The sequence below is a fragment of the Burkholderia sp. DN3021 genome, from assembly GCF_049805555.1.
Classification (GTDB): domain Bacteria; phylum Pseudomonadota; class Gammaproteobacteria; order Burkholderiales; family Burkholderiaceae; genus Burkholderia; species Burkholderia pyrrocinia_C.
This window is the reverse complement of sequence record NZ_JBNCAB010000022.1, coordinates 50267-69235: the sequence shown is the minus strand read 5'-3', so window position 1 is coordinate 69235 and position 18969 is coordinate 50267. Positions and strand designations below refer to the sequence as shown.

At 67.0% G+C, this 18969-nt stretch carries 18 protein-coding genes; 12 read left to right on the top strand and 6 right to left on the bottom strand.

Going from position 1 to position 18969, the window contains the following annotated elements; all coding sequences use genetic code 11:
- Nucleotides 1–2 precede the first annotated feature (2 nt).
- The 8 genes from murG to lpxC all read left to right on the top strand — a co-directional run bounded on the left by murG (nucleotide 3) and on the right by lpxC (nucleotide 8716).
- Entirely contained in the window at nucleotides 3–1106 is a 1104-nt protein-coding gene (gene murG, locus ACPUER_RS14005; protein WP_425131393.1) for an undecaprenyldiphospho-muramoylpentapeptide beta-N-acetylglucosaminyltransferase, read from the top strand.
- A complete protein-coding gene (murC, locus tag ACPUER_RS14000; protein ID WP_175963137.1) occupies nucleotides 1103–2500 on the top strand; it encodes a UDP-N-acetylmuramate--L-alanine ligase in 1398 nt (465 codons plus the stop codon). The genes murG and murC overlap by 4 nt, the downstream gene beginning before the upstream one ends.
- Before the next feature lies 1 nt (nucleotide 2501).
- Nucleotides 2502–3443, top strand: coding sequence for a D-alanine--D-alanine ligase (locus ACPUER_RS13995; protein WP_425131392.1), 942 nt, complete (start codon nucleotides 2502–2504; stop codon nucleotides 3441–3443).
- A gap of 19 nt (nucleotides 3444–3462) precedes the next feature.
- Complete coding sequence (locus tag ACPUER_RS13990; RefSeq protein ID WP_034182639.1) at nucleotides 3463–4215, top strand: cell division protein FtsQ/DivIB; 753 nt, start codon at nucleotides 3463–3465, stop codon at nucleotides 4213–4215.
- Between the two features lie 26 nt (nucleotides 4216–4241).
- A complete protein-coding gene (gene ftsA, locus ACPUER_RS13985; RefSeq protein WP_034182640.1) occupies nucleotides 4242–5474 on the top strand; it encodes a cell division protein FtsA in 1233 nt (410 codons plus the stop codon).
- Between the two features lie 192 nt (nucleotides 5475–5666).
- Nucleotides 5667–6863, top strand: coding sequence for a cell division protein FtsZ (ftsZ, locus tag ACPUER_RS13980; protein WP_006477012.1), 1197 nt, complete (start codon nucleotides 5667–5669; stop codon nucleotides 6861–6863).
- 188 nt (nucleotides 6864–7051) lie between these two features.
- The gene (locus ACPUER_RS13975; protein ID WP_072436389.1) at nucleotides 7052–7558 is read left to right on the top strand and encodes a peroxiredoxin; all 507 of its coding nucleotides are present in this window, start codon (nucleotides 7052–7054) and stop codon (nucleotides 7556–7558) included.
- 240 nt (nucleotides 7559–7798) lie between these two features.
- A complete protein-coding gene (lpxC, locus tag ACPUER_RS13970) occupies nucleotides 7799–8716 on the top strand; it encodes a UDP-3-O-acyl-N-acetylglucosamine deacetylase (RefSeq protein ID WP_047899723.1) in 918 nt (305 codons plus the stop codon).
- 76 nt (nucleotides 8717–8792) lie between these two features.
- On the opposite strand, the gene ACPUER_RS13965 is transcribed toward lpxC, so the two are convergent.
- On the bottom strand, nucleotides 8793–9272 hold the full coding sequence (locus tag ACPUER_RS13965; protein ID WP_047899724.1) for a DUF721 domain-containing protein: 480 nt from the start codon (nucleotides 9270–9272) through the stop codon (nucleotides 8793–8795).
- Between the two features lie 255 nt (nucleotides 9273–9527).
- On the opposite strand from ACPUER_RS13965, the gene secA reads away from it, so the two are divergent.
- The 4 genes from secA (at nucleotide 9528) to ACPUER_RS13945 (ending at nucleotide 15040) form a co-directional block, all read left to right on the top strand.
- Nucleotides 9528–12326 (top strand): preprotein translocase subunit SecA, encoded by a 2799-nt coding sequence (secA, locus tag ACPUER_RS13960; protein WP_310138457.1) that lies wholly within the window; start codon nucleotides 9528–9530, stop codon nucleotides 12324–12326.
- Nucleotides 12327–12469: 143 nt separating this feature from the next.
- Nucleotides 12470–13711 (top strand): bifunctional glutamate N-acetyltransferase/amino-acid acetyltransferase ArgJ, encoded by a 1242-nt coding sequence (gene argJ, locus ACPUER_RS13955; protein ID WP_310138455.1) that lies wholly within the window; start codon nucleotides 12470–12472, stop codon nucleotides 13709–13711.
- 19 nt (nucleotides 13712–13730) lie between these two features.
- Nucleotides 13731–14600, top strand: coding sequence for an ATP-binding protein (locus ACPUER_RS13950; protein ID WP_175963131.1), 870 nt, complete (start codon nucleotides 13731–13733; stop codon nucleotides 14598–14600).
- Nucleotides 14597–15040, top strand: coding sequence for an NUDIX domain-containing protein (locus tag ACPUER_RS13945; protein WP_072436384.1), 444 nt, complete (start codon nucleotides 14597–14599; stop codon nucleotides 15038–15040). The genes ACPUER_RS13950 and ACPUER_RS13945 overlap by 4 nt, the downstream gene beginning before the upstream one ends.
- A 60-nt stretch (nucleotides 15041–15100) precedes the next feature.
- On the opposite strand, the gene ACPUER_RS13940 is transcribed toward ACPUER_RS13945, so the two are convergent.
- The 5 genes from ACPUER_RS13940 to ACPUER_RS13920 form a co-directional block, all read right to left on the bottom strand.
- On the bottom strand, nucleotides 15101–15301 hold the full coding sequence (locus tag ACPUER_RS13940; protein WP_175750257.1) for a DNA gyrase inhibitor YacG: 201 nt from the start codon (nucleotides 15299–15301) through the stop codon (nucleotides 15101–15103).
- Nucleotides 15302–15329: 28 nt separating this feature from the next.
- On the bottom strand, nucleotides 15330–16085 hold the full coding sequence (gene zapD, locus ACPUER_RS13935) for a cell division protein ZapD (RefSeq protein WP_425131391.1): 756 nt from the start codon (nucleotides 16083–16085) through the stop codon (nucleotides 15330–15332).
- Nucleotides 16086–16194: 109 nt separating this feature from the next.
- Complete coding sequence (gene coaE / locus ACPUER_RS13930; RefSeq protein WP_175963129.1) at nucleotides 16195–16803, bottom strand: dephospho-CoA kinase; 609 nt, start codon at nucleotides 16801–16803, stop codon at nucleotides 16195–16197.
- 1 nt (nucleotide 16804) lies between these two features.
- Nucleotides 16805–17716, bottom strand: coding sequence for a prepilin peptidase (locus tag ACPUER_RS13925; RefSeq protein ID WP_175963128.1), 912 nt, complete (start codon nucleotides 17714–17716; stop codon nucleotides 16805–16807).
- Between the two features lie 45 nt (nucleotides 17717–17761).
- Nucleotides 17762–18967 carry a type II secretion system F family protein gene (locus ACPUER_RS13920; RefSeq protein WP_310138447.1) on the bottom strand — a complete coding sequence of 402 codons (1206 nt, stop codon included), beginning with the start codon at nucleotides 18965–18967 and terminating at the stop codon, nucleotides 17762–17764.
- Nucleotides 18968–18969: the final 2 nt, after the last annotated feature.

Genomic DNA, 18969 nt, shown 5'->3' with positions numbered 1-18969 from the left:
GTATGACCGCGTCGCGACGCACGCTGATGGTGATGGCAGGCGGCACCGGGGGCCACGTGTTCCCGGGGCTCGCGGTCGCGCACCGGATGGAAGCGGCGGGCTGGCGCGTCGTGTGGCTCGGCAATCCGGCCGGGATGGAAGCGACGCTCGTGCCGAAGCACGGCATTCCGATGGAGTACGTGCGGTTCGGCGGGTTGCGCGGCAAGGGCCTGAAGACCAAGCTGACGCTGCCGTTCAACCTGCTGCGCGCATGCTGGCAGAGCCTTGGCGCGCTGCGCCGCGTGCGGCCGGACGTCGTGCTCGGGATGGGCGGCTACATCACGTTCCCGGCGGGTGTGATGACCGCGCTGTCGGGCCGTCCGCTCGTGCTGCACGAACAGAATTCGATCGCGGGCCTGACGAACAAGGTGCTCGCGAAATTCGCGAAACGCGTGCTCGTCGCGTTCCCCGGTGCGCTGCCGCACGCGGAATGGACCGGCAACCCGATTCGCACGGAACTTGCACGCACGGAGGCGCCCAAAGCACGCTATGCATCGCGCAGCGGCCCGCTGAACGTACTGGTCGTCGGCGGCAGCCTCGGCGCGGCCGCGCTGAACGAAGTCGTGCCGCGCGCGCTGGCGATGCTGGCGCCGGGCGAACACCCGCGCATCGTGCACCAGGCCGGCGCGAAGCATATCGACGCGCTGAAGGCGAATTACGAAGCGGCCGGTTTCGCGGCCGGCGAAGACGTGCGGCTCGTGCCGTTCATCGACGACATGGCAGCTGCGTACGCGGCGGCGGATCTCGTGATCTGCCGCTCGGGCGCGATGACGGTGTCGGAGATCGCGGCGGTTGGCGTGGCGGCGCTGTTCGTGCCGTTCCCTTACGCGGTCGACGATCACCAGACGACCAACGCCGCGTTCCTCGCGGATGCGGGCGGGGCGGTGCTGGTGCAACAACGCGACCTGTCGGCCGATTTGCTCGCCGACTGGCTGCGCGGCCAGACGCGGGCGTCGCTCGCGGACATGGCGAAGCGTTCGCGCTCATTGGCGAAGCCCGAGGCCACCGATGAAGTCGCGCGCGTTTGCGCGAAGGTGGCCGGCGCGAACCTGGAAATATTGCAATGAAACATATCGTCAAACACATTCATTTCGTCGGGATCGGCGGCGCGGGCATGAGCGGCATCGCCGAAGTGCTCGTCAACCTCGGCTACGAGGTCAGCGGCTCGGACCTGTCGCGCAATGCGGTGACCGATCGTCTCCAGGCGCTCGGCGCACGGATCGCGATCGGCCACGACGCGGCGAACATCGAGGGCGCGAACGCGGTCGTCGTGTCGACGGCCGTGCGCTCGGACAATCCGGAAGTGCTGGCCGCGCGCCACCAGCGCGTGCCGATCGTGCAGCGCGCGGTGATGCTCGCGGAGCTGATGCGCCTGAAGCAGGGGATCGCGATCGCCGGCACGCACGGCAAGACCACGACGACGAGCCTCGTCGCGAGCGTGCTCGCGGCTGGCGGCCTCGATCCGACCTTCGTGATCGGCGGGCGGCTGATCAGCGCCGGCGCGAACGCGCGGCTCGGCACGGGCGATTTCATCGTCGCCGAGGCTGACGAATCGGACGCGTCGTTCCTGAACCTGTATCCGGTGATCGAAGTCATCACGAACATCGACGCCGACCACATGGACACCTACGGCCACGATTTCGCGCGGCTCAAGCAGGCGTTCATCGAATTCACGCAGCGCCTGCCGTTCTACGGCAGCGCGGTCGTGTGCGTCGACGATCCGAACGTGCGGCAGATCATCCCGTTCATCTCGAAGCCGGTCGTGCGCTACGGCCTGTCGCCGGACGCGCAGGTGCGCGCGGAAGACATCGATGCGCGCGACGGCCGGATGTATTTCACGGTGATCCGCGAAGGGCGCGCACCGCTCGCGGTCGTGCTGAACATGCCGGGCCTGCACAACGTGCAGAACGCGCTCGCGGCGATCGCGATCGCGACCGACCTCGGCGTGGCGGACGACGCGATCCAGCAGGCGCTGGCGGAATTCAACGGTGTCGGCCGGCGCTTCCAGCGTTACGGCGAAGTGCCGACCGCGGACGGCGGCCAGTACACGCTGATCGACGACTACGGCCATCACCCGGTCGAGATGGCGGCGACGATCGCGGCCGCGCGCGGCGCGTTCCCGGGCCGCCGCCTCGTGCTGGCGTTCCAGCCGCACCGCTACACGCGTACGCGCGACTGCTTCGACGATTTCGTCAACGTGCTGTCGACGGTCGATGCGCTGGTGCTGACGGAAGTCTACGCGGCCGGCGAGGCCATGATCGCGACGGCCAACGGCGACGCGCTGTCGCGCGCGCTGCGCGCGGTGGGGAAGGTTGACCCGGTGTTCGTCGCGACGGTCGACGACGTGCCGGACGCATTGGCGAAGGTCGCGCGCAACGGCGACGTGGTGATCACGATGGGCGCGGGTTCGATCGGCGGCGTGCCGGCGAAGCTCGTGCAGAACACACAACAGAAGGCATGACATGAGCGGGATCGATCCGAAACGTTTCGGCAAGGTGGCAGTGTTGTTCGGCGGCGAATCCGCCGAGCGCGAGGTGTCGCTCACCTCGGGCCGCCTCGTGCTGCAGGGCCTGCGTGACGCGGGCGTCGATGCGCATCCGTTCGACCCGGCCGAACGGCCGCTGTCGGCGCTGAAGGACGAAGGCTTCGTGCGCGCGTTCAACGCGCTGCACGGCGGCTACGGCGAGAACGGCCAGATCCAGGGCGCGCTCGATTTCTACGGGATCCGCTACACGGGCAGCGGCGTGCTCGGGTCGGCGCTTGGTCTCGACAAGTTCCGCACGAAGCTCGTGTGGCAGCAGACGGGCGTGCCGACGCCGCCGTTCGAGACGGTGATGCGCGGCGACGATCTCGCGGCGCGCGCGACCGACATCGTCGCGAAGCTCGGCCTGCCGCTGTTCGTGAAGCCGGCGAGCGAAGGCTCGAGCGTCGCGGTGCTGAAGGTGAAGGCGGCCGACGCTCTGCCGGCCGCGCTGGAGGAAGCCGCGACGCACGACAAGATCGTGATCGTCGAGAAGAGCATCGAGGGCGGCGGCGAATACACCGCGTGCATCGCCGGCGATCTCGACCTGCCGCTGATCAAGATCGTGCCGGCGGGCGAGTTCTACGACTACCACGCGAAGTACGTTGCCGACGATACGCAGTACCTGATCCCGTGCGGCCTGCCGGCCGAACAGGAAGCGGAACTGAAGCGCATCGCGCGCCGCGCGTTCGACGTGCTCGGCTGCACCGACTGGGGCCGCGCGGATTTCATGCTCGACGCGGCCGGCAATGCGTATTTCCTGGAAGTGAACACGGCCCCCGGGATGACCGACCACTCGCTGCCGCCGAAGGCCGCGCGCGCGGTCGGCATCGGCTATTCGGAGCTGGTCGTGAAGGTGCTGTCGCTCACGCTCAACGACTGACGCAGGAACGAAACGACGTATGTGGAACAACGTTCGCCAACTCAACCTTGCCGCCAGCGCGCTGTACGCGCTGCTGCTGCTCGTGTTGGCGGCGGCCGGCTGCTACTGGCTGATCCAGCGCCCGACGTTCGCGCTGCGGGAAATCCGGATCGACGGCGACACCGAGCACATCAACTCGCCGACGGTGCGCGCGGGCGTGGTCGGCCGGCTGAAGGGCAATTTCTTCACGGTCGATCTCGACACGGCGCGCGCCGCGTTCGAGCAGATGCCGTGGGTGCGGCACGCGAGCGTGCGCCGGGTGTGGCCGAATGCGCTGGCTGTCACGCTCGAGGAGTACAAACCGCTCGGGACCTGGGGCAGCGACCAGCTGGTGAGCGTCGACGGCGAACTGTTCACCGCGAACCAGGGCGAACTGGACAAGGAACTGCCGGCGTTCGACGGCCCGGAGGGCAGTGCGAAGGAAGTCGTCACGCGGTATCGCGACTTCGGGAAATGGTTTGCGCCGCTGAAGGCGGCGCCGGAAGAAGTGACGCTGTCGGCGCGGTACGCGTGGACGGTGAAGCTGTCGAACGGCATGCAGGTCGAGCTGGGCAAGGAACGCAACAGCGACACGCTGCATGACCGGAGCCAGCGCCTTGTCGCGGCCTGGCCGGCCGTCACGGAGCGTTGGGGCAACGACATCGAGTACGCGGACCTGCGCTATCCGAACGGATTCGCGATTCGCGCGGCAGGCATGCGGTTCCTGACCGATACCGACAAGCGCAAGAAGTAACGAGAGATCACACGCAAGAGCACTTTATGAGCAAAGACTACAAGGATCTGCTGGTTTCCCTCGACATCGGCACGTCGAAGGTGGTGGCCATCGTCGCCGAGCTGAAAGGCGAGGGGCACTACGAGGTGATCGGCCTCGGCCAGAGCGAGTCGAAGGGTCTGAAGAAAGGTGTGGTGGTCAACATCGAGGCCACCGTGCAGTCGATCCAGCGCGCGCTCGAGGAAGCCGAGCTGATGGCCGACTGCAAGATCACCAACGTGTTCACGGGGATCGCGGGCAGCCACATCCGCAGCTTCAACTCGAGCGGGATGGTCGCGATCAAGGACAAGGAAGTCACGCAGACCGACGTCGCGCGCGTGATCGAGACCGCGAAGGCGATCAATATCCCGACCGACCAGCAGGTGCTGCACATCCTCACGCAGGAATTCATCATCGACGGCCAGGAAGACGTGCGCGAGCCGATCGGGATGAGCGGCATCCGGCTCGAGGTGAAGGTGCACATCGTGACGGGCGCGGTGAGCGCCGCGCAGAACATCGTCAAGTGCGTGCGCCGCTGCGGGCTGGAAGTGAACGACCTGATCCTGCAGCCGCTCGCGTCGTCGCTGGCCGTGCTGACGGAAGACGAGAAGGATCTCGGCGTGGTGCTGGTCGACGTCGGCGGCGGCACGACGGACATCGCGATCTTCGCCGAAGGCGCGATCCGCCACACCGCGGTGATTCCGATCGCCGGCGACCAGATCACGAGCGATATCGCGATGGCGCTGCGCACGCCGACGCCGGACGCGGAAGACATCAAGGTCGGCTACGGGATCGCGAAACAGGCGCTCGCCGATCCGGACGAGATGGTCGAAGTGCCGGGCCTCGGCGAGCGCGGCCCGCGCACGCTGTCGCGCCAGGCGCTCGCGGCCGTGATCGAGCCGCGCGTCGAGGAACTGTTCTCGCTCGTGCAGCAGGTCGTGCGCGAGTCGGGTTACGAAGAACTGCTGAGCTCCGGCGTGGTCATTACCGGCGGTGCCGCGATGATGCCGGGCATGGTCGAGCTCGGCGAAGACATTTTCCTGAAACCGGTGCGCATCGGCGCGCCGGAGTATGCAGGCGGCCTCTCCGACGTCGTGCGCAATCCGCGCTACTCGACGGCGATGGGGCTGCTCGTCGAAGGCAGTGCCCAGCGCATGCGCGGCCGCAAGGTCGCCGTGCAGTCCGGCAACGCGGGGCAGGTGTTCTCGCGGATGAAGGAATGGTTCCTGAGCAACTTTTGAGCACCCCCACGGCTCGGCATGCCGAGCCTGCCCCCCGAGGGGGCCAAGAAAACTTGGGGCGGCCCGGCGTTTTCTTGGGGACGAACCGAATCGAAATTCGCGCTGGTGCCGGCGGCTGGCGCGCGACAGGGGGTTGCCCGATCTCCTGCCGAATAACGGCCGATTAGCAGTCATTCTCTTGACGGAGGCAACATGGAATTCGAAATGCTGGAAACCGAGACCAACGGCACCATCATCAAGGTGGTCGGCGTTGGCGGCGCTGGCGGCAATGCCGTCCAGCACATGATCAACCGCGGCGTGCAGGGCGTCGACTTCATCGTGATGAACACGGACGCCCAGGCGCTGTCGCGTTCGCGTGCATCGTCGGTGATCCAGCTTGGCAACACGGGCCTCGGCGCCGGTGCGAAGCCGGAAATGGGCCGTGCGGCAGCGGAAGAAGCGCGCGAGCGCATCGCCGACGCACTGCGCGGCGCGCACATGGTGTTCATTACGGCCGGCATGGGCGGCGGTACGGGCACGGGCGCGGCACCGGTGGTCGCGCAGATCGCGAAAGAGATGGGCATCCTGACGGTCGGTGTCGTCAGCAAGCCGTTCGAGTTCGAAGGCGGCAAGCGGATGCGCGTCGCTGAAGCAGGTTCGCAGCAACTGGAGGATCACGTCGACTCGCTGATCGTCGTGCTGAACGACAAGCTGTTCGACGTGATGGGCGACGACGCCGAGATGGACAAGTGCTTCCAGTGCGCGGACGACGTGTTGAACAACGCGGTCGCAGGCATCGCCGAAATCATCAACGTGGACGGCCTCGTGAACGTCGACTTCGAAGACGTGAAGACGGTGATGGGCGAGCAGGGCAAGGCGATGATGGGCACGGCGACGGTCGCCGGCGTCGATCGCGCACGCCTCGCGGCGGAACAGGCCGTGGCGAGCCCGCTGCTCGAAGGCGTCGATCTGTCGGGCGCGCGCGGCGTGCTGGTCAACATCACGTCGAGCCGTTCGCTGCGTCTGTCGGAAACGCGCGAAGTGATGAACACGATCAAGAGCTACGCGGCGGAAGATGCCACGGTGATCTTCGGCGCGGTGTACGACGACGCGATGGGCGATGCGTTGCGCGTGACGGTCGTGGCGACGGGGCTGGGCCGTGCGGCGAAGAAGCAGCAGTCGGCTCCGATGACGCTGCTGCGCACGGGTACGGACAACCAGCCGGTCAGCGCGGTGTCGCATGGCTATGCGCAGCCGCATCATGTCAGCACGGCCGACTACGGCGCGCTCGATACGCCGGCGGTGTGGCGCAACTCGCGCGAAACCGCGGCATCGCACGTGCAGGCGCTGCAGGAGAAGGGTGTCGACACCTACGACATCCCGGCTTTCCTGCGCAAGCAGGCTGACTGACGCAAACACAGGCGAAGCCGCGGCGGAATCGCCGCGGTATCGCCGGCGTGACGGATGCTGCGGACCACGACAGGCCGCGTCGGATGCGACGCCGGGCCGGGAAACGTGCCCTCTTCGCTTCGGCGGGGCGGGATGGGCCGTGCTGTCCGCGACACGCTGAAAAACCGTATCGCTATGAGGGACCAGCCATGATTCAAGTGGGCGACGCGCTGCCCGACGCGCAGTTGTTCGAGTTCATCGACGACGCGCGCGAAGGGTGCACGCTGGGGCCGAATGCCTTCAGCGTGCGCGACCAGGTTGCGGGAAAGCGGGTGGTGATCTTCGGATTGCCGGGCGCTTTCACGCCGACCTGCTCGGCGCAGCATGTACCGGGCTACGTCGAACACGCCGGGCAACTGCGCTCGGCGGGTATCGACGAGATCTGGTGCGTGTCCGTCAACGACGCATTCGTGATGGGCGCATGGGGACGTGATCTGCACACCGCGGGCAAGGTGCGCATGATGGCGGACGGCAGCGCTGCTTTCACTCATGCGCTGGGGCTGACGCAGGATTTGTCCGCGCGTGGCATGGGAATTCGTTCCCTGCGCTACGCGATGGTGATTGACGGCGGTGTGGTCAAGACGCTGGCCGTCGAGGCGCCGGGCAAATTCGAAGTGAGCGATGCGGCGAGTGTTCTCGCGACGTTGACGTCCTGATCGTGCGGTGCGCCGTTGCCTGCCGGCAACGCTGCTCACCGGCCTCAGGACAGTTGTAACACGGGCCGATGACCGGAAACGCCTCCGTTCCGGGCATCGGCCCGTCCCGTATCGGCGCGGGTAAACTGCCGAAACAGATTGATACGCAGTTTCAAACAGCGTTGAATAGGGAATTACGCTATAATCTCATCTATCGAATATAACTCCTGATTGATATCTTCAATCAAGACGAAGAACACCATGCTGAAGCAGCGCACCATCAAATCGATCGTGAAGACCGTGGGCATCGGTCTGCACTCGGGCCGCAAGATTGAACTGACGCTCCGTCCCGCCGCGCCGGGCACGGGCATCGTCTTCTCGCGCATCGACCTGCCTACGCCCGTCGACATTCCCGCATCGGCGATGTCGATCGGCGACACGCGGCTCGCGTCGGTGCTGCAGAAGGATGGTGCGCGCGTGTCGACCGTCGAGCACCTGATGTCGGCATGCGCCGGCCTCGGCATCGACAACCTCTATGTCGATGTGACGGCCGAGGAAATCCCGATCATGGACGGCAGCGCGGCGACCTTCGTGTTCCTGATCCAGTCCGCCGGCATCGAGGAGCAGAACGCGCCGAAGCGCTTCATCAAGGTGACGAAGCCGGTTGAAATCCGCGATGGCGACAAGTTCGCGCGTCTCGATCCGTATTTCGGTTTCAAGCTGAAGTTCTCGATCGACTTCCGCCACCCGGCCGTCGACAAGACGGGCCAGGAGCTCGAGGTCGACTTCGCGAATACGTCGTACGTGCGCGAGATCGCACGCGCGCGCACGTTCGGCTTCGCGCACGAAGCCGAGATGCTGCGCGAGCTGGGCCTGGCGCGCGGCGGCAGCATGGACAACGCGATCGTGCTCGACGAGTACCGGATCCTGAACAACGACGGGCTGCGCTACGACGACGAGTTCGTGAAGCACAAGATGCTCGACGCGATCGGCGACCTGTACGTGGTCGGCCATCCGCTGCTGGCGTCGTACACCGCGTACAAGTCGGGGCACGGGCTGAACAACGCGCTGCTGCGCGAGCTGCTCGCGCACGAAGACGCATACGAGATCGTCACGTTCGACGATCCGCAGGCCGCGCCGAGCGGCTTCGCGTTCGACGCGCAGACTGCGTTCGCCTGACCGGCGTTCGGCATCAGCGATAAAAAAACGGCCCGCGGGCCGTTTTTTTATTGGCGGGCCGCCGCCGACGGCGCGCTCAGCGCGGCGATTTCGCGCCGTGCCGGGCCGCCATCCGAGCGAGCGCGGCCTGCAGCGGCGACGGTTCGAGGTGGTCGGCGAGGTCGCGCAATGCGGCGGCGCCGACCGAAGTCATCCGCGCCTGCTTCACGTGCGGCGGCTCCGGCGCGTCCTTCGGACGCACGCGCACGCGCAGCGTCGCGACGGGCCAGCCGCGCTTCTGGAGATCGCCGAGCAGCCGCGGCTCGACCTGCCGCAGCCGCGCGGCCAGCGCATTATGCGCGGCAAAGAGGGTCAGGGTGCCGTCCTTGATGAAGCCCGGATCGACATGATTCGCAAGATAATCGGGCAGGAGCGCGGACAGATCGCGCTGTAGCGACGCGATCTGCTCGACGCCGGCGCGCAGCGCCGTGAACGCGTCGGTGCGGCCGAGCACTTCGGACACGGGTTGCGGGCGATGCGCGGCGAGCGGGCCAAAGCGCTTGGAAAATCGGTTCATCGAGGCATTCTTCGGGCGCGCACGCGCGCGGACGTTGACGCCGATTGTACCCGCGCCGGCTCGTGCACGGGCGGCTTTCGCCCCGTCCGCGCGGCCTCGGCGTGCAATGCCCGTCCGGCCGAGACGCGGGCGCACGCGTCCCCGCGTGCTAAAATTCACCGTTTGAGTCCACTAATTCGCTAAGCCGCCGAGGCTCGGGCGTCGGGGCGCGCAACACGCGCCGGGCGCCGGTGCTGCGACGCAGGATCCGATCCGATGACAACCGGTTTTCTCCAGAAAATTTTTGGCAGCCGCAACCAGCGGCTCGTCAAGCAATACCAAAAGACCGTCACGACGATCAATGCGCTCGAAACGCAGATCGAGAAGCTGACGGACGACCAGTTGCGCGGCAAGACGGACGAATTCCGCCAGCGGGTCGCGGCCGGCGAGTCGCTCGACAAGCTGCTGCCCGAAGCGTTCGCGGTCTGCCGCGAGGCAAGCCGCCGCGTGCTGAAGATGCGGCACTTCGACGTGCAGTTGATCGGCGGCATGGTGCTCCACTACGGCAAGATCGCGGAAATGCGCACCGGCGAAGGCAAGACGCTCGTCGCGACGCTGCCCGTGTATCTGAATGCGCTGGCCGGCCGCGGCGTGCACGTCGTGACCGTCAACGACTACCTCGCGCAGCGCGACGCCGAATGGATGGCGCGCCTCTACAACTTCCTCGGTCTGTCGGTCGGCATCAACCTGTCCGGCATGGAGCACGACCAGAAGCAGCAGGCCTACGCGGCGGACATCACGTACGGCACGAACAACGAGTTCGGCTTCGACTACCTGCGCGACAACATGGTCTACGAGACCGACGCGCGCGTGCAGCGGGCACTGAACTTCGCGGTCGTCGACGAAGTGGACTCGATCCTGATCGACGAGGCGCGCACGCCGCTGATCATCTCGGGCCAGGCCGAGGACCACACCGAACTGTACGTGCGGATGAACGCGCTGCCGCCGCTGCTCGAGCGCCAGATCGGCGAGGAGAAGGCCGATGGCACGGGCGTCGAGAAGCCGGGCGACTACACGCTCGACGAGAAGTCGCGCCAGGTGTTCCTGACGGAATCGGGCCACGAGAAGGCCGAGCGGCTGCTCGCCGAATGGGGCCTGATCGGCGATGGCGAGAGCCTGTACGCGCCGCAGAACATCACGCTGATGCACCACGTGTACGCGGCGCTGCGCGCCCACACGCTGTTCCACAAGGACCAGCACTACGTCGTGCAGAACGGCGAAGTGGTCATCGTCGACGAATTCACGGGCCGCCTGATGGCCGGCCGCCGCTGGTCCGACGGCCTGCACCAGGCCGTCGAGGCGAAGGAACACGTGAAGATCCAGAGCGAGAACCAGACACTCGCATCGATCACGTTCCAGAACTACTTCCGGATGTACGCGAAGCTCGCGGGCATGACGGGTACCGCGGACACCGAAGCGTACGAATTCAACGAGATCTACGGTCTCGAGACGGTCGTGATCCCGACCAACCGTCCGCCGAAGCGGATCGACAAGCAGGACCAGATCTACAAGACAGCCAAGGAACGCTACGACGCGGTGATCCGCGACATCCGCGACTGCTACGAGCGCGGCCAGCCGGTGCTGGTCGGCACGACGTCGATCGAGAACTCCGAGCTGCTGTCGCACCTGCTGAAGCAGGCCGGGCTGCCGCACGAAGTGCTGAACGCGAAGCAGCACGAGCGTGAAGCCGCGATCGTCGCGGAAGCCGGGCGTCCGAACCGCGTCACCATCGCGACCAACATGGCCGGCCGCGGCACCGACATCGTGCTCGGCGGCAACGCCGAGAAGCAGGCCGCGTTCATCGAGGCCGACGAAGCGATCCCGGCCGACGAAAAGGCGCGCCGCATCCAGCAGCTGCACGACGAGTGGGAGACGCTGCACGAGCAGGTGAAGGCCGCGGGCGGCCTGCACATCATCGGCACCGAGCGCCACGAATCGCGCCGGATCGACAACCAGCTGCGCGGCCGTGCGGGCCGCCAGGGCGATCCGGGCTCGTCGCGCTTCTACCTGTCGCTCGACGATCCGCTGCTGCGCATCTTCGCGGGCGATCGCGTGCGCTCGATCATGGATCGCCTGAAGATGCCGGAAGGCGAGGCGATCGAGGCCGGCATCGTCACGCGTTCGATCGAATCCGCGCAGCGCAAGGTCGAAGCGCGCAACTTCGACATCCGCAAGCAGCTGCTCGAATACGACGACGTGTCGAACGATCAGCGCAAGGTCATCTACCAGCAGCGCAACGAACTGCTCGAAGCACACGACATCACCGAGACGATCACCGCGATGCGCCACGGCGTGATCGCCGAAGTCGTCCGCCAGTTCGTGCCGGAAGGCAGCATCGAGGAGCAGTGGGACGTGCCCGAGCTCGAGGAAGCGCTGCGCAACGACTGGCAGCTCGATCTCGCGATCCAGGAAATGGTGAACGAGTCGACGTCGATCACGGCCGAGGAGATTCTCGATGCCGTGATGACGGCCGCAGACGAGCAGTACGACGCAAAGGTCGCGATGGTCGGCCGTGAATCGTTCAGCGCGTTCGAGCGTTCGGTGATGCTGCAGACGGTCGACCGCCTGTGGCGCGAACACCTCGCGGCGCTCGATCACCTGCGCCAGGGCATCCACCTGCGCGGCTATGCGCAGAAGAACCCGAAGCAGGAATACAAGCGCGAAGCGTTCGAGCTGTTCGCCGCGATGCTCGACGCGATCAAGCAGGAAGTCACGCGGATCGTGATGAACGTGCAGATCCAGTCGCCGGAGCAGCTCGAGGAAGCGGCCGAGCAGATCGAGGAGCGCAGCGGCCATCTCGAGAACGTCGAGTACCAGCACGCCGAGTTTGCCGAAGTCGCCGCGCCGGTGGCCGGCGGGGCGGCCGTTGCGGCTGCTGCTGCGACGGCCGACATGGTCGGCAGCGCAATGGCCCACAGCGGCCCCGGCGGCGAGCTGCCGAAGGTCGGCCGCAACGATCCGTGCCCGTGCGGCAGCGGCAAGAAGTACAAGCACTGTCACGGGAAGCTGTCATGATCGACGGCGGCGCGCGTCACGCGTGCCGCTTCGTTCACAGCTTCGAGTGCTGATGTGAGTTGCGGCGGCCCGCGCGTGCGGCCGCCGGTTCTTCCAATCGATGCCGGCATGTGCCGGCATTTTCCATCCGGCAGGTGTGCCCCATGGCTGTCAATTTTCCGTCGATCGATCCCGCCCAACTGCATCCCATCGCCGGCGTCACGCTTGGCTGGGCGGAAGCGAACATCCGCAAGCCGAATCGCAAGGATGTGCTGGTCATCTCCGTCGACGAAGGGGCGACGGTCGCGGGCGTGTTCACCGAAAACCGTTTCTGCGCCGCGCCGGTCACCGTCTGCCGTGAGCATCTGGCGAAGGTGCGCGCGGGCGGCGCGAGCATTCGCGCGCTCGTCGTGAATACGGGCAATGCGAACGCCGGCACCGGCGAGCCGGGCCTCGTGAACGCACGCGAGACCTGCACGGAACTCGCGCGCCTCGCGGGCATCGAGCCGGCGCAGGTGCTGCCGTTCTCGACCGGCGTGATCCTCGAGCCGCTGCCGATCGACCGCCTGAAGGCCGGCCTGCCGTCCGCGCTCGCGAACCGCAAGGCCGCGAACTGGTTTGACGCCGCGCAGGCGATCATGACAACCGACACGCTGCCGAAGGCTGCGTCGCGCCAGGTCGCGATCGACGGCCACACGGTCACGCTGACGGGCATCAGCAAGGGCGCCGGCATGATCAAGCCGAACATGGCGACGATGCTTGGCTTCCTCGCGTTCGACGCGAACGTCGCGCAGCCGGTGCTCGACACGCTCGTGAAGGAAGTTGCCGACCGCTCGTTCAATTGCATCACGATCGACGGCGACACGTCGACGAACGACTCGTTCATCCTGATCGCGTCGGGCAAGAGCACGCTGCCTGCCATCACGTCGACCGATTCGCCGGCCTATGCGGCGCTGCGCGATGCGGTGACGGAAGTCGCGCAGGTGCTGTCGCAACTGATCGTGCGCGACGGCGAAGGCGCGACGAAATTCATGACGGTGCAGGTCGAGGGCGGCAAGAGCGTCGCCGAATGCCGCCAGATCGCGTACGCGATCGGCCATTCGCCGCTCGTGAAGACGGCCTTCTACGCATCCGACCCCAACCTCGGCCGGATTCTCGCGGCGATCGGCTATGCGGGCGTCGCGGATCTCGATGTCGGCAAGATCGACCTCTATCTCGACGACGTGCTCGTCGCGAAGGCGGGCGGCCGCAATCCGGCCTACCAGGAAGAGGACGGCCAGCGCGTGATGAAGCAGAGCGAAATCACGATCCGCGTGCTGCTCGGCCGCGGCGACGCGCAGGCCACCGTGTGGACGTGCGACTTGTCGCACGATTACGTGAGCATCAACGCGGATTACCGCTCCTGATCGGGAGCGCTCGAACGACATGGACAAGCTTGAACAGTTTCTGGCGCGCGCGGAAGCGCTGCTCGGCCGCCTCGAGGGGATGCTGCCGCCTGCACCCGCGGCCATCGACTGGAACGCCGCGCACGCGTTCCGCTGGCGCAAGCGCCAGGGGCGCGGCTACCTGCAGCCGGTGCCGGCCGTATCGTCGATCACGCTCGGCGACCTGCACAACATCGATCGCCAGAAAGGGCTGATCGAACAGAATACGCGGCAGTTCGTGCAGCAGAAGCCGGCCAACAACGTGCTGCTGACGGGCGCGCGGGGCACCGGCAAGTCGTCGCTGATCAAGGCGTGCCTGAACGCGTATGCGAAGGACGGGCTGCGCCTGATCGAAGTCGACAAGGACGACCTGCACGATCTCGGCGACATCGTCGAGCTGATCTCGCAGCGTCCCGAGCGGTTCATCGTGTTTTGCGACGACCTGTCGTTCGAGGAAGGCGAATCGGGCTACAAGGCGCTGAAAGTCGCGCTCGACGGCTCGATCGCCGCGCAGTCGGACAACGTGCTGATCTACGCGACGTCGAACCGCCGCCATTTGCTGCCCGAGTACATGAGCGACAACGAGTCGTACAAGCATCTCCCGGATGGCGAGATTCATCCCGGCGAAGTCGTCGAGGAGAAGATCTCGCTGTCGGAGCGCTTCGGCCTGTGGGTCAGCTTCTATCCGTTCAAGCAGGACGACTACCTCGGTATCGTCGCGCACTGGCTGCGTCATTTCGGCTGCGCGGATGCGGAGATCGAGTCCGCGCGCGGCGACGCGCTCGTATGGGCGCTCGAGCGCGGTTCGCGGTCGGGACGCGTTGCGTGGCAATTCGCGCGTGACTGGTCGGGTCGCAAGGAGCAGGCATGAGCACGGATCTCGCACAGGGCGCCGTGCGCGCGCCGGATGGCCGCAAGGTGACGGAAGTCGCGGTCGGGGTGATGGTGCAGCCGGATGGCCGGTACCTGCTCGCGCAGCGGCTGCAGGGCAAGCCGTATGAAGGCTACTGGGAGTTTCCGGGCGGCAAGCTGGAGGCCGGCGAAAGCGTCGAGGACGCGCTGGCGCGCGAACTGCACGAGGAGCTCGGCATCGTTGTCACGGCCAGCCACCGCTGGCACACGCTCGAACACGATTATCCGCATGCGTACGTGCGGCTTTATTTCTGCAAGGTGACGGGCTGGACCGGCGAGCCGCACAGCAAGGAAGGGCAGGCGTTCGTATGGCAGCAACTGCCGGTCGACGTTGCGCCGCTGCTGCCGGCGGCGCTGCCGGTGCTCGAACTGCTCGAAAAGGAAGCGGCGTCGCACTGATGCCGCGGCGGCCTGCCTGAAAGGCGGGCCATATCGCCTGCGGGCGGTGCCGCGCGCCGCTCAACTGTCGCGGCGGTCGTCCGTGCCGTCTTCTTCCGACGAAGGGCCTTCGTCGGACGTACCGCCGATCCGGTACTTTTCCGCAGCCCAGGCGCCGAGGTCGAGCTGCTTGCAGCGGGCCGAACAGAACGGGCGGAACTGATTTTCAGGTGTCCAGCGCACTTCGGCGCCGCACGACGGGCATTTCACAACGGTAGTCATACGAAAGCGTCGATCCGGCACGCGGCCGTTACAGATTGCACAGTGTCAGATGGAACGGCACGTCGATGTCCACCGCGCGCGGCCGCACATCGCCGTCCTGCATGGTGAACCGTACCCACAGCATGTATTTGTTCGCGCTCGCTTCGGGAATGACGCGCAACTCCGGCGGCACGCGCACCTGCATCAACTGGTACGTGCGGCCGGACAGCATCTGCTGGTAGCTGCCCTGCATCGCCATGACCTTCGACGCCTGGCCTGATTCGCGCGCGAGGCGCAGCACGATCGACGCGGCGTCGCGCAGCGGCAGCATCGGCATGATCCACTTCGCGATGTCCTGGCGCCGCTGCTCGGCGGGCCATTGCTGCCACGCGTAGTACGACGGCAGGTCGAACTTGCAGGTGCCGCCGGGAATCACCGCGCGGCTGCGGATGCTGGCGAGCCACTCGTTGTCGATGAGGTGCTGCCCGGTTTTGCCCTGCATCTGCGCGAGATTCGCGAGCGTCTGCTCGATTTCGCCGAGCACGGCTTCGAGCGCATTCTGCTCGATGCCCGGATTGCCGCGAAAGGGGGCGAGCGTCTGGCGCTGACGTTCGAGCTCCTTCATCAGATCCGATTTCAGGTCCGCGCGGCCGGTTACCTCGGCGATTTCGAACATCGTCGTCAGCGCGACGTGGTGTTCACGCGGGTCCTCCTGAGCCAAAAAGAACGCGAAGCGCTCGAACAGGTCTTCGAGGCGCAGCAGCGTGCGAATTCGCTCGTTGAACGGATACTCGTAAAGAATCAAGCGCGCTCGCCTCTAGGGTAGGAATTGAAACAATGCAGCACATTCTAATGCTCACTCTCTACCCTAGCAACGCACCAATTTCGTACGCCATCACGATCGCGCACGAGGGTCAGTGCGCGGCGGCCGCGAAACCGAGGTAGCGTTGGTGCAGTGCATCGACCTGCGCGGCGAGCGCATCGGGCGTCGTCGCGTCGTTGACGATCACGTCGTCGGCCGCCGCGAGACGGGCTTCGCGCGTCGCCTGTCTCGCGATGATCGCCTCGACCTGCTCGCGCGTGAACCCGTTGCGCTGCATCACGCGCGCGATCTGCGTCTCGACCGGGCAGTCGACGACGAGCACGCGATCGCTGCGCGCCTTCCAGTTGCCCGACTCGACGAGCAGCGGCACGACGAACATCACGTACGGGCCCTGCGCTTCGCGCGCGTCGCGATCGGTTTCCGCGCGGATCAGCGGATGCGTGATCGCTTCGAGACGCCGGCGCGCGTCGTCGTCGCTGAAAATCAGTGCGCGCATCTTCGCGCGATCGAGCGAACCGTCCGCGGCAACGAAGCCGCGGCCGAATGCCTGTTCGATCGCTGGCATCGCGAGGCCGCCCGGCGCGGTGATGCGGTGGGCGATCAGATCGGTATCGACGAGCGATGCGCCGCGGGCGCCGAACAGGTCGGCGACGGTCGTCTTGCCGCTGCCGATGCCGCCGGTGAGTCCTACTGCGAACATGTCAGCCTCCGAGCGCCGCGTAGAAAGGGGTGCCGAAAAACAGCGTCGCGACGCCGCCCGCCGCGAGGAACGGGCCGAACGGAATCGGCTCCTCGAAGCGCATGCGGCCGCGCCAGGTCGCGACGAGCCCGACGATCGCGCCCGTCACCGCGGCGAACAGCACGACCTGCGGTAGTGCGGCCCACCCCATCCATGCGCCGAGCGCAGCGAGCAGCTTCAGGTCGCCGAAGCCGATGCCCTCGATGCCGCGCAACCACTTGAACAGCCAGTAGATCGACCACAGGAACAGGTAGCCCGCCATTGCGCCGATCACGGCGGAGCGTAGCGACGTGAACGTGCCGCCGAGGTTCAGCACGAGCCCGGCCCACAGGAGCGGCAGCGTCATCGAATCGGGCAGGTAGCCGGTGCGGATATCGATCGCGCTCATCGCCAGCAGCGCGGTGCACAGCGCGAAGGCGGCAAGCGCCGCGACGGTCGGGCCGAACGCGGCGAGCGAGCCGGCGGCGAGCAGCGCGCACGCGAGTTCGACGAGCGGATAACGGATGCCGATCGCGTGGCCGCAGCGGCGGCAGCGTCCGCGCAATATCAGGTAGCTGAAGAGCGGGATGTTTTCCCATGCGCGCAGCACGTGGCCGCAATGCGGACATGCGCTGCGCGGGTGCCACAGATCGTAGCGCGGCGGATAACCGTCGTCGGGGGCGGTGGTGGCGTTGCCGGTTGCTTCGGCGATCTCGGCCTGCCATGCGCGCTGCATCATCACGGGCAGCCGGTGCACGACCACGTTCAGGAAGCTGCCGACGCAAAGGCCGATGACGACCGCGAACGCATACTGCAACGCGGGCGGCAGCATCGCCAGCGCGAGCAGCGTGCTCTCGGGCGAATCGGGAACGGCGGACAGGGGGGCTGGCGTCATGAGGCTCAAGGTTCGGACTAAAAGGCGACAGAATCGGTTGCGATGCTACACCACGTTGCCGAGCTGAAGGATGGGCAGGTACATCGCGATCACGAGGCCGCCGACGAGTGCACCCAGTACGACGACGATCAGCGGTTCGCCGAGCGCCGCGAGCGTATCGAGACGCGCGTCGAGCTGGCGTTCGCACAGCGCGGCGAGGTCGGTGAGCATCGTGTCGAGCGTGCCGGTCTCCTCGGCGACGGCGATCGGCTGCACGACGTCGTCCGGAAAGCAGCCAGCCGACTGCATCGCGTCGGCGAGACGCGCGCCGCGCAGCACGCGTGCCGCGATGTGCGCGGTGGCCCGCTCGAACACCGGATGGCCGGCCGTGCGCTCGAGTGTGGCGAAGGCATCGGCGAGCGGCACGCCGGCGCCGAGCAGCGTCGCAAGCGAGCGGCACCAGCGTGCGGCTGCGAACCGCGTGAGCGCGCTGCCTGCGAGCGGGGCGTGCAGCAGGCGTCGCGCGAGCGCATGGCGCAGCGGCGCCGAGCGCCGAAGCGCGTGATGAGCGGCAAGCCCCGTTGCCGCGGCAACGGCCACGAGCACGCCGCCCCACGCCGACAGCGCGGAGGACAGCGCAAGCAGTGCGCGGGTCGGCGCCGGCAGTGCGGTGCCGAATCCGTCGAAGATCTGCCGGAACGTCGGCACGACCCACACCATCAACGCAGCCGAGATCGCGAGCGCGAACAGGATGACGGCTGCCGGATACGCGAGCGCGGCACGCAGCTTGCGCCACTGCGCGTCGGCGCGCTCGCGGTGTTCCGCGACCCGTGTCAGCACGATGCCGAGCGAGCCGGACGCTTCGCCGACCTCGATCAGCTGGCGATACAGCGTGCCGAACTGCGCGGGATAGCGGGCGAGCGCATCGGCGAAGCGCTGCCCGCCGACGATCTCGCGGGCGAGACCCGCGGCGATGCGCGGCACGCCGTCGCGCGTGCGCGTGCGCGCGAGCATCTCGAGCGACGGCGCGAGCGGCAGCCCGGCCTGCAGCAGGCTCGCGAGCTGGCGCGTGAAACGCGTGATGTCGCGCGCGCCGGCCGTCGGCGGCCGGGCCGGCCCGCGGACGTCGAGCGACAGCACCGCGATGCCGTCGCGCGCGAGCGCGGCGCGCGCAGCCGCGGCGTCGAAGGCGATGACGGTCCCGCCGCGTGGCGTGCCGTCACGGCGGCGGCCGCGCCACGCGAAGCGGGTTTCGCGCGGTGGTGTGCGCATGC